Source organism: Polynucleobacter sp. Fuers-14 (genome assembly GCF_018882045.1).
Classification (GTDB): Bacteria; Pseudomonadota; Gammaproteobacteria; order Burkholderiales; family Burkholderiaceae; genus Polynucleobacter.
Map to the genome: position 1 here is coordinate 72,115 of NZ_JACVPG010000013.1, position 11,529 is coordinate 83,643.

17 protein-coding genes and 2 pseudogenes are annotated in these 11,529 nt (G+C 43.8%); 14 read left to right on the forward strand and 5 right to left on the reverse strand.

All coding sequences use genetic code 11. The features are described 5' to 3' along the window. The first annotated feature begins 63 nt into the window (after positions 1-63). Positions 64-291, forward strand: coding sequence for a hypothetical protein (locus ICN40_RS09025; protein ID WP_216243538.1), 228 nt, complete (start codon positions 64-66; stop codon positions 289-291). Beyond that, positions 291-668, forward strand: coding sequence for a hypothetical protein (locus tag ICN40_RS09030; protein WP_215320510.1), 378 nt, complete (start codon positions 291-293; stop codon positions 666-668). The genes ICN40_RS09025 and ICN40_RS09030 overlap by 1 nt, the downstream gene beginning before the upstream one ends. A gap of 9 nt (positions 669-677) precedes the next feature. Here the strand turns inward: ICN40_RS09030 and ICN40_RS09035 are convergent, their stop codons facing one another. Continuing rightward, positions 678-896: a hypothetical protein gene (locus ICN40_RS09035; protein ID WP_072583635.1), complete on the reverse strand. Its 219-nt coding sequence runs from the start codon at positions 894-896 to the stop codon at positions 678-680. Between the two features lie 178 nt (positions 897-1,074). Then, positions 1,075-1,425 (reverse strand): HNH endonuclease, encoded by a 351-nt coding sequence (locus ICN40_RS09040; protein WP_216243540.1) that lies wholly within the window; start codon positions 1,423-1,425, stop codon positions 1,075-1,077. A 41-nt stretch (positions 1,426-1,466) separates the two neighbouring features. Here ICN40_RS09040 and ICN40_RS09045 point away from each other — a divergent pair, with 41 nt between their 5' ends. The 7 genes from ICN40_RS09045 to ICN40_RS09075 all read left to right on the forward strand — a co-directional run bounded on the left by ICN40_RS09045 (position 1,467) and on the right by ICN40_RS09075 (position 6,777). Beyond that, the gene (locus ICN40_RS09045; RefSeq protein WP_215320506.1) at positions 1,467-1,736 is read left to right on the forward strand and encodes a TIGR03643 family protein; all 270 of its coding nucleotides are present in this window, start codon (positions 1,467-1,469) and stop codon (positions 1,734-1,736) included. Further along, complete coding sequence (locus ICN40_RS09050; RefSeq protein WP_216243542.1) at positions 1,733-3,304, forward strand: cryptochrome/photolyase family protein; 1,572 nt, start codon at positions 1,733-1,735, stop codon at positions 3,302-3,304. The genes ICN40_RS09045 and ICN40_RS09050 overlap by 4 nt, the downstream gene beginning before the upstream one ends. A gap of 8 nt (positions 3,305-3,312) precedes the next feature. Beyond that, a complete protein-coding gene (locus ICN40_RS09055; protein ID WP_216122634.1) occupies positions 3,313-3,465 on the forward strand; it encodes a DUF2256 domain-containing protein in 153 nt (50 codons plus the stop codon). A 110-nt stretch (positions 3,466-3,575) separates the two neighbouring features. After that, positions 3,576-3,887 carry a hypothetical protein gene (locus ICN40_RS09060; protein ID WP_216122632.1) on the forward strand — a complete coding sequence of 104 codons (312 nt, stop codon included), beginning with the start codon at positions 3,576-3,578 and terminating at the stop codon, positions 3,885-3,887. 22 nt (positions 3,888-3,909) lie between these two features. Continuing rightward, entirely contained in the window at positions 3,910-4,518 is a 609-nt protein-coding gene (locus tag ICN40_RS09065; RefSeq protein ID WP_072583629.1) for a glutathione S-transferase, read from the forward strand. A gap of 119 nt (positions 4,519-4,637) precedes the next feature. Next, positions 4,638-5,831 carry a CaiB/BaiF CoA-transferase family protein gene (locus tag ICN40_RS09070; RefSeq protein ID WP_216243544.1) on the forward strand — a complete coding sequence of 398 codons (1,194 nt, stop codon included), beginning with the start codon at positions 4,638-4,640 and terminating at the stop codon, positions 5,829-5,831. 10 nt (positions 5,832-5,841) lie between these two features. Beyond that, complete coding sequence (locus tag ICN40_RS09075) at positions 5,842-6,777, forward strand: hydroxymethylglutaryl-CoA lyase (RefSeq protein ID WP_216243546.1); 936 nt, start codon at positions 5,842-5,844, stop codon at positions 6,775-6,777. 108 nt (positions 6,778-6,885) lie between these two features. On the opposite strand, the pseudogene ICN40_RS09080 reads toward ICN40_RS09075, so the two are convergent. Then, positions 6,886-7,038, reverse strand: a pseudogene (locus tag ICN40_RS09080) (IS3 family transposase); the annotation flags it as partial. 84 nt (positions 7,039-7,122) lie between these two features. Here ICN40_RS09080 and ICN40_RS09085 point away from each other — a divergent pair. Together ICN40_RS09085 and ICN40_RS09090 are read left to right on the forward strand one after the other, a co-directional pair. Further along, complete coding sequence (locus tag ICN40_RS09085) at positions 7,123-7,524, forward strand: hypothetical protein (protein WP_216243547.1); 402 nt, start codon at positions 7,123-7,125, stop codon at positions 7,522-7,524. After that, positions 7,524-8,837 carry a ClC family H(+)/Cl(-) exchange transporter gene (locus tag ICN40_RS09090; RefSeq protein ID WP_216243550.1) on the forward strand — a complete coding sequence of 438 codons (1,314 nt, stop codon included), beginning with the start codon at positions 7,524-7,526 and terminating at the stop codon, positions 8,835-8,837. The genes ICN40_RS09085 and ICN40_RS09090 overlap by 1 nt, the downstream gene beginning before the upstream one ends. Before the next feature lie 282 nt (positions 8,838-9,119). Here ICN40_RS09090 and ICN40_RS09095 read toward each other — a convergent pair whose 3' ends face one another. After that, positions 9,120-9,821, reverse strand: coding sequence for a haloacid dehalogenase type II (locus ICN40_RS09095; protein WP_374222786.1), 702 nt, complete (start codon positions 9,819-9,821; stop codon positions 9,120-9,122). A 388-nt stretch (positions 9,822-10,209) separates the two neighbouring features. On the opposite strand from ICN40_RS09095, the gene ICN40_RS09100 reads away from it, so the two are divergent. Together ICN40_RS09100 and infA are read left to right on the forward strand one after the other, a co-directional pair. Further along, complete coding sequence (locus ICN40_RS09100; RefSeq protein ID WP_072583619.1) at positions 10,210-10,413, forward strand: cold-shock protein; 204 nt, start codon at positions 10,210-10,212, stop codon at positions 10,411-10,413. A gap of 85 nt (positions 10,414-10,498) precedes the next feature. Next, entirely contained in the window at positions 10,499-10,759 is a 261-nt protein-coding gene (gene infA, locus ICN40_RS09105) for a translation initiation factor IF-1 (RefSeq protein ID WP_072583618.1), read from the forward strand. 390 nt (positions 10,760-11,149) lie between these two features. On the opposite strand, the pseudogene ICN40_RS09110 reads toward infA, so the two are convergent. Further along, a pseudogene (locus ICN40_RS09110) lies at positions 11,150-11,389 on the reverse strand (transposase); the annotation flags it as partial. Positions 11,390-11,462: 73 nt separating this feature from the next. On the opposite strand from ICN40_RS09110, the gene ICN40_RS11910 reads away from it, so the two are divergent. Next, positions 11,463-11,529: transposase (locus ICN40_RS11910; RefSeq protein ID WP_223146579.1), on the forward strand; the 67-nt coding region annotated here is incomplete at its 3' end.

Genomic DNA, 11,529 nt, shown 5'->3' on the forward strand with positions numbered 1-11,529 from the left:
CCTTTTGTTAATACCCAGGTGTAATATCGTCTTATTGGCCTGATCTAGATAGAGGGGTTGGTAATGAAACCGTTTTATATCGACTATCCCCAAGAAAAGATTGAAGAACATCAGCATGCCTATCGGTGCCTTCATTGCAAAATTCCAACTACCATCATTTTTGGCTTACTAGAGAATCACGCTGAACATTGCGACTACCGAATTCATCAAAGTAAATGGACTCAGCTGGCAGTTAAGCTCAGGCCTCACAAGACGAATTTTGACGAACCCCATGTTGACGAGGTAGATTGATGAAAACATATCCAATTGCTCTGGAATTAACAATTTGGGAAGATCTGGGGCTTAATCAATACGAGGTAACGATTGACGAGGTCTCCAAGATTTCTATTAAGCGTACGGATGATGTACTGCGAACCCGAGAGTTGACCGGTAATGAAGTGAGCACATTAATTGCTACCATCGAGTCCTTACGCGTTCCTGTAAGTGACGAGCTAAAGGGAGGTGAGAGCAATAAGGTATCGACTAGTTATGAGCTCATCGTCGAGTCTGCCCATTTCTCCTTGGAGTTCAACTGGGAGGATATTGATACCAGCGGTGTTAATTCAAAAGCTTTTGAATCTGTTTCTGCAATGACGGCGGTAGTAGTAAGCCTGGATTTATCTCGCTGAAATCCGATCTCAAGCCTCCATCACAATAAATTCACCTAGCGAGATTCTTTCTCTAAATTGCGAGAAGGAAAAAAGGGCTTTTATTTTCCGCGTATTAATCACCTCAATCTTCCCATCGGGGGTGAGGTTGGCAAGGTAATCTCCCTCAGGAAACAGTGCCTCAGGAATGCTTTCGGTCTCGAGTATTTGGGCCGGTAATACCAGGCTTTTTGTAATTTTTATACGCATAACGTATCTTAGGTTTTAATAATTAGAACGATATTTAGGTTTGCACAAGTTCAAAAACTCATGCACCAAAGAGGGGTTTTTATTGAAATCTCTTCGACAGCCTTTTAAGAAAAGGTTCTTGAGTCGCTAATAAGTCTATTAGACTCTTTAATGCACTTAAATAGGGCAAGGTAAATACTTAACTAGAGACTTTCAAGCGCGTGCTCTTGCGGGTTTTTTCATAAAAAGAATTGGGCTTGCCTTTTACCCATTGAATAAATTTCTTCATCTCCGGATGTTCTCTTAGGATCTGGGCATGATGATATTGCTGGGCTAACTCAGATTCGGTAAACAAGGCATGTATTTGCTTATGGCAAATACGGTGAAGGTATTCAGTGGTTTTTCCACCCTTAGATTTGGGGATGAGATGGTGTGCATCTTTCTGTGAATCTGGGATGGGCCGATCACAGATAGGGCAAATGATTACCGCCGGCTTTTGTATTGCTGGGACCTCTTGAGAAATCAGTTTTTGACGAATTTTTCCAATCATAGTCTCAAGCTAGTTTATTGAATAAGTCTTAAACTTGCAGGGTGCCAAAACTAGCCCCCAAGACTCTCGCAGAACCCGATTTATCTCGCCTCATTGAAATGGCTTGGGAGGATCGCACGCCATTTGATGCGATTGAGAAGACCTTTGGTCTAGGTGAGCCTCAGGTGATTGCCATTATGCGCAAAGAGCTAAAACGCAGCTCCTTTGAACTTTGGCGCAAGCGGGTAACTGGACGAGCAACAAAACATAGCGCTTTACGTAGTGAAGATGTGACTCGAGCCTATTGCCCCACTCAATACAAAAATAAATGAAGCAGCAAATCAAGCAGAAAATCAAGCAGCAAACCACGGAGTCTGAGCGCTTAGTTCTGATTTTAGGGGATCAACTTGATTTGCAGAGCGCCGCATTACGAAGCTTTGATCCTCAAGCCGATGAAATCATCATGATTGAATCGGCTAATGAGGCTCAGTATGTTTGGTCGCATAAAGCCAAAATTGCTTTATTTCTTTCGGCAATGCGCCACTTTGCAGTAGAGCTTAAAAAGCTGGAATATCCACTGACCTACGTTCAAGGTTCGCATCTGCCTATTGTCGAGGTTCTCAAAGAGCATATTCTGCAAAAGAAGGTAAAGCATTTAGTTTGTATTGAGCCTGGTGAATGGCGTCTCAAGCAGGCGATTGAGGCATTAGCAAAAGAGCTCAATATTGAGCTAGAGATGCTTGAGGATGAGCATTTCTATTGCTCGCGCCAAGAGTTTGTGGAGTGGACTGCAGGCAAAAAAGAACTCAGGCTGGAGTACTTTTACCGCCTAATGCGTAAGAAGCACCATGTGTTGATAGATGCTGATGGTAACCCCGAGGGTGGTCAGTGGAACTTCGATCAAGATAATCGCAAGCCCTATCCGAAAAAGGGGCCTGGCATCATCGATGCTCCTGCGGCGTTTGAAGTGGATGCGATTACCAAAGAAGTATTGGCATTCGTTACAAAGACTTACCCAGATCATCCTGGATCTCTGGAGTCATTTAACTGGCCCGTTACCAGAAGCCAGGCTCTCCAAGCTCTGGAGTATTTTGTCGAATACCGCCTCAGAAATTTTGGTGTGTATCAAGATGCTATGTGGACGGATACCCCCTTTGGATGGCACTCTATTTTGTCGAGCGCATTAAACCTAAAGCTAGTAAATCCTCGTGAGGTGATTGATGCGGTCATCATTGCTTGGAAAAAGTATGCCTTGGATCTATCAACAATCGAGGGTTTCATTCGACAAATATTAGGCTGGCGAGAATTTGTCCGGGGCATGTATTACCTTGACATGCCAAAAATGGCACAAGATAACTACTATCAACATCAGCGCCCATTACCCAAATGGTATTGGACTGGGCAGACCCAGATGGCTTGTATGCAAGATGCTATTGGTCAAACACTGCAATATGGTTATGCGCACCATATTCAGCGTTTAATGGTGACCGGAAACTTTGCACTTCTAGCTGAAATTCTGCCTCAAGAAGTGTGTGACTGGTATCTAGCAATTTACGTAGATGCGATTGAGTGGGTGGAGTTACCTAATACGGCTGGGATGGCCTTATTTGCGAATGGCGGACGGTTTACCAGTAAGCCTTATATCGCCAGTGGCGCATACATCAGACGCATGAGCAATTATTGTGGCTCATGTAAATACAAGCCTGAGATACGCTATGGGGAAGAGGCATGCCCCGTCACAACTTTGTATTGGAACTTTTTGATCAAGCATCGTGCTCAATTTGAAGCGAGCCCACGTACTAAGTTAATGACGGCCAACCTCAAAAGAATTAGTGATGAAGATCAAAAAGAAATTGTGCTGCATGCCCAAAAGATTCTGAATCAGCTCGACGCGCTATAAAAACACTCATGAAGACAACGTTTAAGGGAAACAAAAGCGCTCTCCCAAGTAAGATTTGTGTTGCCTGCAAAAAAGAAATGACCTGGAGAAAATCCTGGGCCAAAAATTGGGAATCGGTCAAATACTGCTCTGATGCTTGTAGGAAGAAAAAACTCCCTTAAGACCTGCCTATTAATGCTTACAAAAGTATTTAATTTGATAGCGTCAACCCACCTTAAAGCTGATCCGTTATGTAAGAAAAGGCTTAATGCCTTTATGAATGGGGGTCTATATGAAAAAAATACTAATATGCCTGCTTACAGGTGTCATGCTTGCAGGGGTGGCCAGCTCAGCCAGTGCTCATGGTGGTAGGGGTTGGTATGGTGGATATGGCGGTTGGCGTGGCGGCTGGGCGCCTTTTGCGGTTGGTGCTGTGGCTGGAGTGGCTGTTGCCAATGCGTACTACAGACCTCCGCGCGTTTATTACACCCCGCAATATGTTTATCCACCGCAACCACAAGCTGCTGCCTATTGCCCTGAAAATGGACTGTACTATCCACAGACACAGGCCTGTCCAAGTGGCTGGCAACGAGTGGCATATTAAATGCTAGGAGTAAATTGCTTGCATGACACCCACTTTGTATTCTTATCGAAGATGTCCCTATGCCATGCGAGCCCGCATGGCATTGAAGTATGCGGGTATTCAGGTTGAACACCGAGAGATTGAGTTACGCAATAAACCGCAATCGATGTTGCAACTCTCTCCCAAGGGAACGGTCCCTGTTTTACGGATGGATAATCTCGTAATAGATCAAAGCCTGGATATCTTGCACTGGGCATTGCAACAGTCTGACCCGCATGGGTGGAAAGAGGTTGATGAGTCTATTGCCAATTCTTGGATTGAAAAAAATGATGGCCCATTTAAGACTCTATTGGATCAATACAAATACCCTAATCGATTCCCAGAGCTAGATCCAGAAGCAGTTCTCGATGAAGTATTGCAAGTCATGTTGATTCCTATGGAGCAGGTGCTGCAAAACTTCCAATACCTAATGGGGGGTAGATTAACTTGGGTGGATGTGGCCATCTTCCCATTTATTAGGCAGTTTTCAATGGTTGACTCCAAGAGGTTTGAGCAACTCCCTATACCCGCAGTCAAAAAATGGCTCAATCAGCAGCTTGAATCTGATTTATTCGATTCAGTGATGCAAAAACATCCCACCTGGAAAGATTGAGTAACACCCACCTTAAAAAGAGCTGTGTTTTAGGCTAAGAAAATGGACTTTTATTAGATCAATTGCTGATTGATTTAAAGTACCCACTTAGGGCACAAAAGCATATTTCAGGGGATTTGATGGAGCCATTATCAAAGTTAAAAGTCGTGGAGATGGGGCAGCTCATCGCCGGGCCATTTGCTGCTAAGACCTTGGCTGATTTTGGTGCGGATGTTATCAAGATCGAACCACCCAAAGAGGGCGATGCATTGCGCAAGTGGCGCCTTCTTAAAGATGGCACTTCAGTCTGGTGGCAAGTGCAGTCACGCAATAAGAAATCACTTTCCCTGGATTTAAGAAAATCAGAAGCTCAAGATATTGTCAGGACACTGGTAAAAGAGGCGGATGTATTAATCGAAAACTTTCGTCCTGGAACATTGGAGGGCTGGGGTCTTGATCCAGAAAAATTACTTCAACTCAATCCCAAGTTAATTGTTCTTCGTATCAGCGGTTATGGTCAGACTGGTCCATACAGAGATAAACCAGGATTTGGTGTGGTTGCGGAAGCTATGGGCGGTTTGCGACATCTCACTGCTGAACCTGGCAGAGTACCGGTGCGCGTTGGTATCAGCATCGGTGACACTTTAGCGTCTTTGCATGGTGTGATTGGTATCTTGCTAGCTCTGCAAGAACGCCATAACAGTGGCAAGGGTCAGATGATTGATATTGCATTGTATGAGGCAGTCTTTAATTGCATGGAAAGCCTGTTGCCTGAATACAGCGCATTTGGTGAGGTGCGCCAAGCGGCTGGTAGCGCTTTGCCTGGTATTGCCCCAACCAATGCCTACCAGTGCGCTGATGGCGGCTATGTATTGGTTGCTGGCAATGGTGATAGCATCTTCAAGCGCCTGATGACAGTGATTGGGCGCGAAGATTTAGGCAATGACCCCCAGCTAGAAACCAATGATGGTCGCGTCAAACGAGTGGCTGAGCTTGATCAAGCTATCGGTGAGTGGGCTAAAACAGTGAGTACTACCAAAGCTTTAGAAGCACTGGATTCTGTATCTGTACCAGCTGGAAAAATTTATACCGTTGCTGATATCGCAAGCGATCCACACTACAAAGCCCGTGAAAATATTCAAACGATCCAGATGCAAGATGGCACGAAGTTGGATGTGCCGGGTGTGATTCCGAAGTTATCGCGTACACCGGGATCCATTAAGACTCTTGCCCCAGATATTGGGCAGAACACCGATGAAATACTCAAAAGCATTGGTTTGAGTGATGATCAGGTCGCCTCTTTAAAAGAGCGCGGCATTGCATTTACTAAATAAAGATAAAACCATGACCAGAATTTATTTCAATGACGTCGTAATGCGGGATGGTTTTCAGATTGAGCCCAACTTTGTACCAACGGACGATAAGGTAAAGCTGGTTGATGCGCTCGGTGAGTGTGGCTTTGCCAAAATTGAGGTGACCTCATTTACTTCGCCTAAGGCTATTCCGATGCTACGAGATGCTGAGGAAGTGATGGGGCGCATTAAGCGCGTACCTGGAGTGGAGTACACCGTCTTAGTCCCCAATTTAAGAGGTGCCGAGCGCGCTTTGGAATCTAAGGCCGATGAATTTAATCTCGTGATGTCCACTTCAGAGACTCATAACTTAGCCAACCTACGAATGGGTCGAGAAAAGAGCTTTGCTGGATTGGCTGAAGTAATTAAGTATGTTGATGGCAGAACGCCTATTAATGTTTCCTTCTCCACCAGTTTTGGCTGCCCCATGGAAGGGGAGGTTTCTCAAGTGGTGGTTGAAGGATTTACAAAACGTTTTGCAGACCTCGGTGTAAGAGGTGTAACAATCTGCGACACCACGGGCATGGCAAATCCTGATCAAGTAAAGAGAATGTGTGACTCATTGCAGAAGCAATTCCCAAATCTACAGCTGACATTGCACTTCCACAACACCAGGGGCATGGGCTTAGCCAATCTTTTGGCTGCTGTTCAGTCTGGCATTGTTCGCTTTGATGGTTCGCTAGGTGGCCTGGGGGGATGCCCATACGCGCCTGGAGCTAGCGGCAATATATCTAGTGAGGATGCGATCCATATGCTTGATGCGATGGGTTATGACACCGGTATGAATATTCCTAAGCTAATACAACTAGCAAGAGAACTACCAAAGATTGTAGGGCACGAGGTTCCCGGGCAAGTGGCAAAGGCCGGCACTACCAACGTAATGCATCCTGAGCCTAGTTATGTAGATGAATTACGCCGCGCTCAATAAATAAGAAATAATATGGTTGGCCTATCATTTGCTTGAATGAGGTGGGTTAAGCTAAAGCGGTTAAGTTCATATCAACATGAACTGACCCCCAGTAGTTGGACAGTTTAGTTAGGTTAGCACGAGGGATTGAGTTCGGTAATTTACCGGGCTTAATCCCTTTAGTTTTTGTTTGATCCGATCATGGTTGTAGTAGTGGATATATTCCTCTAGCCCTGCCTTAAATTATTCAATAGTCTCAAACTTCTTTTGATAGAAGAACTCGGGTGGCTTTTGTATCTCTAGTAGACTGAGTGTAACTATTCGCATCAAATTTTCACCTCGAAACAGTCGCCAAAAGATAAAACCATGAATCGCTTAACCACTCTATTTTTTATGGCTGCAGTAGTCGCCCCATTGCAAGCCTATGCCGATCCTCATTTTTACCAGTGCCAAGTGATGAGCGATGCCTACATTAAGGCGGATGGTTCTCTAGATGTATTGCGAGATAGCCCAAGGGTCGGGGAGAAGTTTACTGTGATAAAGGGTACCGGTGAGGTGATTGGGGACGTAATGGATGCTCTCAATAATCCTAAAGTAATTCCGTCAATTGGCGGGAAATATTCCTACAAAGTTATTTGGGAGCAGAAGGCTGAGGGTAGTGGCGGAGCCTTTGTTGATTATTTGAATATCGATGAGTTTGTAAAAGGAAAAAAGAAGCCATTTGGTTTCTTTTCAGGAAGCCTGCTTTTGACCGGGCTTTGTGAATAATGAATAGCATTCAATCAGAAGATTTACCTGATTCGCCATTCGACACTCTTAAAGTGTTGTTGGTGGCTAACTTTGCAGGGGCTTTGGTGGGCATAGTGGGCGGCATATTTAGAGCTGCACTAAATTTCATCACTATTCACTTTCTTTCATTTATTGCCTATTTGCACACCATCGATACAGGATGGTTCATTTCTGGATTTATCGTAGTGGGGTTGATCACTAGCTCCTGTGTAGGAATAGCTCGCATGTTGGTTCAGTTAGAGCCTTCGACAATCGGTAGTGGTATCCAGCATGTAGAGGCGGTCATGCACGGGGCAGCTAAACCTAGTAGGTTTAGGGCTTTACCAATTAAATTTTTTGGCGGCTTGTTATCTATTGGATCTGGAATGGCTTTGGGCAGGGAGGGGCCAACGGTTCAAATGGCTGCCATTATTGGCTCCGAATGTGGAAAATTATTCCGCCATAAAGTGGTTGAGCAATCACTTTTATATACCGCTGTAGCTGGCGCAGGATTGTCAGTGGCTTTTAATGCGCCGCTATCGGGAATTGCATTCTCATTTGAGGAGATATCTAAAAAAATCTCCATTAAAAGACTCATGGTGTCTATTGCTGCAGTAGCTTCAGGTGTCATTGTGTTTCGAGCTTACTTCGGAAATTCAATTGAATTTGTAGTTGGTGACCTGTTGCCAGATTCTGGCTTTAGTCTATATTGCTATGGTGTATTTGCAGTGCTATTGAGTTTCATAGCCACTCTATATAGTCGAACGATTATTGGCGCCTTAAATATTGCTGATTCATTTTCTGGCATTTCTCCGGTGAACAAAGCGCTGATCATTGGTTTTGGAGTGGGGTCACTGGCTTATTTTTATCCAAATCTTGTGGGTGGAGGAGATTTACAAGTTCAATCCATCTTGAGTAAAGACTATTTCTTGCTGCCTCTCATGCTCTTGATGCTTAGCCGTTTCTTTCTGGGGCCTATTAGTTATTCCACAGGAGTGCCAGGCGGAATATTTTCACCAATCCTGTTGATGGGCTCTGGTATTGGCGTGTTATTTGTACTTGCAATGAACCCAATATTGAGCCATCTTGCACTCGGTCAACTTGATCCCATTGCCTTTGCATTAGTGGGAATGGCGGCATTTTTTACAGTAGTCGTTAGAGCGCCCCTTACCGGAATTTTGCTCGCAATAGAGATGAGCGGCAAAGTTAGCTTAATTATTCCCCTGCTGATTACTAGTGTGATTTGCTCCATCATCCCTGTCTTGCTAAAACAAGAACCTATTTATGATGCATTAATGGATAGAACCAAATAAAACCTCAGCTGTAATCCCTTTAATGTCTATTGAGGGGTTTTATTGAGTAACTGAGCCAGTCGCTCATCCGCAAATTTAAGTCTAGCCTCCAGAATTGGGGTGTAGTGATTGATGCACCGCTGATCCACTAGGCGCCCTGGATAAAAGCTATTTTGATGGGCAATATTGCAGGACTCAGTAGCCGCATTGAGTGGTTCTATATTGAAGTAATCCCCGGGTTGGGTCTTATTGGATGAATATGCGATTGAGCGACTGCCTGATACCTGTTGCAATAATTTGGTATTAGCAATTCAATTGCGTTGCAAGGTCCATAAGATCTTTGGCGTGGTAAGTGGTAAATTCTTCACGATGCAAATCTTGCCTTGAGAAGTTAGGGCCAAACTCTATTGGTCTTTCAATGAAAGCTGTTTGAAGTCCACAGGCATTTGCTGACAGAAGATCATCTTTGTGAGCCGCCACAAGCATCACCTGTTCGGGGAGGACATTGAAAATCTCCGCGACACCTAAATAAGTTTCTGGATCAGGCTTGTAGTGACGAAATACTTCTGCTGAAAGAATTAAGTCCCAAGGAAGTCCTGCATTCTTGGCCATATCTGCAAGCAGGCCAAGATTTCCATTAGATAAGGTAACGATAGTAAATTTACTTTTTAATTTTGTCAGTCCTTCGACTGTATCTAGCCAGGGATTGAGGCGATGCCAAACTAGATTTAATTCATGTATTTGTGATTCGGACAACGAGGTAATGTTGAATGTCTTCAATATGTCATCAAGAATCATACGATGTAAATCATCAATCTTTGTCCATGGCAGAGTTCCAGAGCGAACCTTAGCCATTGCTGGTTTATAACCATTACGCCATGCTGTAGCGAATTCATTGGGATCAACTGGCAGGCTGAGTCTTTTGGCTTCAGCCGCGATTGATCCATGCCAGTCAACTACTGTTCCAAAGACATCAAAGGCTAGTATTTTTGGGTCCATACTCATTTTTAAAGTTCTTTTTGGGTTGATATTTAGCGGAAAGGAACGCCTGTTATTGGATATTAGCGGAACTCCAAAGAAAAAGCCCCCGAACTTTCATTTGGAGCTTGATATTGCTGGTGGGTCAGGCGATTTGAGCTTGCGACCAACGGATTGCCAAAGCACTTTTACCTTTATCTATGGCTGTTATGAAGGTGATTTGTTAGTAAGTAACCCTTTTATGACCAAAGTAGAGTAAAATACATTTAGCGACTTTCAAGCTAATAGTGTTGTTGTACTATTAATTAATACCGCAGTTCTGCGATAGTTCTTCTTAGCATCTCCCTCGCCATTCTTGACTTTCGCCTCATTTGGGGCATAACCCCTTTTATATTTTTTTAAGGAATAGTCAGATATGGCAAACGGAATTGTGAAATGGTTTAACGACGCTAAAGGCTTCGGCTTTATTACCCCTGAACTCGGTGGCGAAGATTTATTTGCCCATTTTTCAGCAATTAATAGCAGCGGATTTAAGTCTTTAGCTGAAGGTCAAAAAGTGACTTTTGATATTACTACTGGCCCTAAAGGCAAGTTAGCATCCAATATTCAACCTGTTTAAATCAGAAGCAAATGCCAGGCGGAAATTATTTGCCTGGCCTAAAGCCCAGCATGACTGGGCTTTTTATTTTTATAAAGGATGTTAAATGGCAAAAGAAGAGTTGCTTGAAATGGAAGGCCTGGTTGATGAAATTCTGCCAGATTCTCGTTATCGGATTACTTTAGATAATGGCCATAAGCTTATTGCCTATACAGCAGGGAAAATGAAAAAAAATCACATCCGTATATTGGCAGGAGATAAGGTTTCTTTGGAGATCTCCGCTTATGACTTGAGCAAAGGCCGTATTACATTTAGACATCTTGAGAAGAAGCAATCTTTTGCTGGTGCGCCTAAGAGACGATATTGATAGCTTTGAGGTTTAAAACTGCAAGTTAAATTAATATTTGCCAAGAATCGCAGGCCCTGTTTGATGTGGCCCCAGGCAAGCAAGAGATACTAAAACTACCTTCGGGTGGTTTTTTATTTGGTCGTTTGCCATCCTAGGCAACAACGGTCCAACGGATCGCTTATTGCCACCACAAATTACCGACACATTCCAAGCAATCAACAGAAGAGGGGCCACATTTCTGTAATCCCTTTTTATAACTAGTAGGTCGGGCGAGATTAGAGCTCGCGACTAATCAATCACTGACGACTAATCAGCTGGTTTCATAGTGAACTCGCCGTTATCGCTGCTGTTAGCGGTTTTATTGAGCTCGTAGTATGTAGTGACCTGTCTGGTTTTATCGGGCCAATTTCATCTAGAAACTCTGGCTCTCGTTATTAATTCCTTTTGCCATCCAGCGACAAACTCTGTTGGGGTTTGATAATCCAAACTTGAGTGTGGTCTGATTAAATTGTAGTGCTTACGCCATGTTTCAATAATCACTTTGGCATGCGCTCTACTATGAAACCAGTTCATGGCTAAGCACTCATCTCTAAATTTGCCATTAAAACTCTCATTAGTGCCGTTTTGCCAAGGTTTACCTGGCTCGATATGTAAGTTGTGAATCGCTACCACTTCTATAGACACTTTCTAGCCTAATATTTAGTCTATTAGGAGGTGTGTAATGAGTACAAGAAGACGGTTTACTGAAGAGTTCAAGTTAGAGGCAGTCAAGCAAGTCGTTGAGCGAG

Excerpts from the sequence above, each read along its gene's own strand:
- ICN40_RS09040 (WP_216243540.1), bottom strand. The coding sequence starts at position 1,425 with ATGATTGGAAAAATTCGTCAAAAACTGATTTCTCAAGAGGTCCCAGCA.
- ICN40_RS09060 (WP_216122632.1), top strand. The coding sequence starts at position 3,576 with ATGAAAAAAATACTAATATGCCTGCTTACAGGTGTCATGCTTGCAGGG.
- ICN40_RS09065 (WP_072583629.1), top strand. The coding sequence starts at position 3,910 with ATGACACCCACTTTGTATTCTTATCGAAGATGTCCCTATGCCATGCGA.
- ICN40_RS09025 (WP_216243538.1), top strand. The coding sequence starts at position 64 with ATGAAACCGTTTTATATCGACTATCCCCAAGAAAAGATTGAAGAACAT.
- infA (WP_072583618.1), top strand. The coding sequence starts at position 10,499 with ATGGCAAAAGAAGAGTTGCTTGAAATGGAAGGCCTGGTTGATGAAATT.
- ICN40_RS09085 (WP_216243547.1), top strand. The coding sequence starts at position 7,123 with ATGAATCGCTTAACCACTCTATTTTTTATGGCTGCAGTAGTCGCCCCA.
- ICN40_RS09055 (WP_216122634.1), top strand. The coding sequence starts at position 3,313 with ATGAAGACAACGTTTAAGGGAAACAAAAGCGCTCTCCCAAGTAAGATT.
- ICN40_RS09070 (WP_216243544.1), top strand. The coding sequence starts at position 4,638 with ATGGAGCCATTATCAAAGTTAAAAGTCGTGGAGATGGGGCAGCTCATC.
- ICN40_RS09035 (WP_072583635.1), bottom strand. The coding sequence starts at position 896 with ATGCGTATAAAAATTACAAAAAGCCTGGTATTACCGGCCCAAATACTC.
- ICN40_RS09095 (WP_374222786.1), bottom strand. The coding sequence starts at position 9,821 with ATGAGTATGGACCCAAAAATACTAGCCTTTGATGTCTTTGGAACAGTA.
- ICN40_RS09050 (WP_216243542.1), top strand. The coding sequence starts at position 1,733 with ATGAAGCAGCAAATCAAGCAGAAAATCAAGCAGCAAACCACGGAGTCT.
- ICN40_RS09030 (WP_215320510.1), top strand. The coding sequence starts at position 291 with ATGAAAACATATCCAATTGCTCTGGAATTAACAATTTGGGAAGATCTG.
- ICN40_RS09090 (WP_216243550.1), top strand. The coding sequence starts at position 7,524 with ATGAATAGCATTCAATCAGAAGATTTACCTGATTCGCCATTCGACACT.
- ICN40_RS09100 (WP_072583619.1), top strand. The coding sequence starts at position 10,210 with ATGGCAAACGGAATTGTGAAATGGTTTAACGACGCTAAAGGCTTCGGC.
- ICN40_RS09075 (WP_216243546.1), top strand. The coding sequence starts at position 5,842 with ATGACCAGAATTTATTTCAATGACGTCGTAATGCGGGATGGTTTTCAG.